Genomic DNA, 1,835 nt, shown 5'->3' on the forward strand with positions numbered 1-1,835 from the left:
CCCTTGGGTTTGCCAACTACCTGCTACTTTAGGCGTCTGCTACTTAAAGCGGTTTCCGCTGCCATGAACAGAATTGAAAATGAAGAATCTGATGGTCAACTTTTAACTTTTAATTCTTCATTTTTAATTCCCTTAACCCCTACCCGCACAATGGAAGACCTGTCCGCCTCCGCTGCCGACCCCACGCTGCCCACCACGCCCGAGGCGCGGGCCGCTTACATTAAAGACGCCCAAACCAAGGGCGACCTGGCCGGGCTCACGCGCCTGTTCGAGGCCGAACTGCTGGCGCGGCCCGCGTTTGGCGAGGCAATGGCCCCCTATTTCGCGCAAAGCGTCCCGCACGTGGCCCGCACGTACGCCAACGTCAAAGCCGTCGCCTACCTGAAAGGACCGGTCCTGCTGAAGCAGGCGGGCGCGCGCTTCGTCAACATCCGCGAGGAGGCGGCCCAGGACTTGTGGGAGATTCAGCAAAAAAAGCTCTTCGACCTGCAGTGCCGCTGGCGGGCCGAGGACCTCACTTTGCCCGGCGTGCGCCACACCCAGGAGTTCCGGCAGTGGGAAAAGTACCTCGAACACTGCCCCTGGCTGTCGCCCATCACCGCCGCCGAGGTGGCCCTCTACCAGGACTACCTGCGCTCCGACGCCTACGTGCCCAATGCCAACTGGCAGTGGCAGGATTACGACGGCTTCCGCCGCGCCGCCGAACGCGGGAACGACGCCGCCGACCCTGACGACGACGCTGACGACGAGGCCGATACCGATGACGGCTACCGCGCCGCCGAACGCGCGCGGCGCCGCCGCCTGCCGGCGTGGTATGCCTACCACAACGCCGCCAGCGGCACCGACCTGCTGGCCCTGCCCGACGTGCGCGGCGAAAAAGAAGCGTACTACATCGGCCTCACCGAAGCCGACAAGGCGGAAAAGCTGGCCGCCCAGCGCGCGCAGGGCGACCTGGCCGCCAGCCTGCCCTGGCACCCGATGCTGATGCACCACGAAAACCTGACCCCGTACTTCCGGCAGCTGGAGGACCCCGCCGACCTGCCGCGCCTGCTGCGCTGGCACCAGGCCAGCCGCGACGACGACGACCTGCGCCACGGCTACCTGTTCGAGGCCACCCACTGGCTGGACCGCGCCCTGGCCACCCAGGCCGCGCCCTGGCCCATTGCCGCCCACGCCGACTGGCGCCAGGCGCTGATAGCGGCCGGAATGCGCGCCTGGGGCCACCAGCTGGCCGACGTGCTGGTCGAGGTGTGGCAGGAGCAGGAGCAAAGCCGCGCCCTGGGCTTGCTCGTCACGGGCCCGAAAAAGTACGGCACCATCCCGCCCTTCGAAACCGTGGACTGGACCGAGGAGGAGAGCTACGAGCCCAAGTTCATCCTGCGCGGCCGCGAGCTGGCCGGCGAGCCCCGCGACTTCAACTTCTGATTTGGCCGGGCAGCCGCAATCAACTTCCTGATGAGTGTTCTCGCAGCGGCTCGCTGCCTGACCCCGGCGGACCTTCGCGGTTTACCGCCGCAAACCGCTGCGAGAAACAACTATGCCTAAGGTCCTCCCGACCAACTCACACACTTTTGCGCCAACCCAAAGCGTGTGAGTACCGGGGCGTACTCACACGCTTTTGCGCCAACCCAAAACGTGTGAGTACGCCCCGGCACTCACACGCTTTTGCGCTAGCCCAAAACGTGTGAGTACGCCCCAGTACTCACACGCTTTTGCGCCAACCCAAAACGTGTGAGAAAACCGCCGCTCGGTCCTATCTTGGGCCGTCACTTTTGCTGCCCCGCCATGCCCGATGCTTCCGTGCTGCCAGCCATCCGGGCCCACTTCGGGCTGCG

The 1,835-nt window shown here is 65.2% G+C and carries 1 protein-coding gene; it reads left to right on the plus strand.

Annotated features, from left to right (window positions below):
- Positions 1–150 precede the first annotated feature (150 nt).
- Positions 151–1,425, plus strand: a complete 1,275-nt coding sequence (locus tag GM79_RS20935; RefSeq protein WP_035567721.1) for a hypothetical protein — start codon at positions 151–153, stop codon at positions 1,423–1,425.
- The last annotated feature ends 410 nt before the right edge of the window (positions 1,426–1,835 follow it).

The organism is Hymenobacter sp. IS2118, from assembly GCF_000715495.1.
Lineage (GTDB): Bacteria > Bacteroidota > Bacteroidia > Cytophagales > Hymenobacteraceae > Hymenobacter.

Coding starts and splice junctions, on each gene's coding strand:
- GM79_RS20935 (WP_035567721.1), top strand. CDS start 151: ATGGAAGACCTGTCCGCCTCCGCTGCCGACCCCACGCTGCCCACCACG.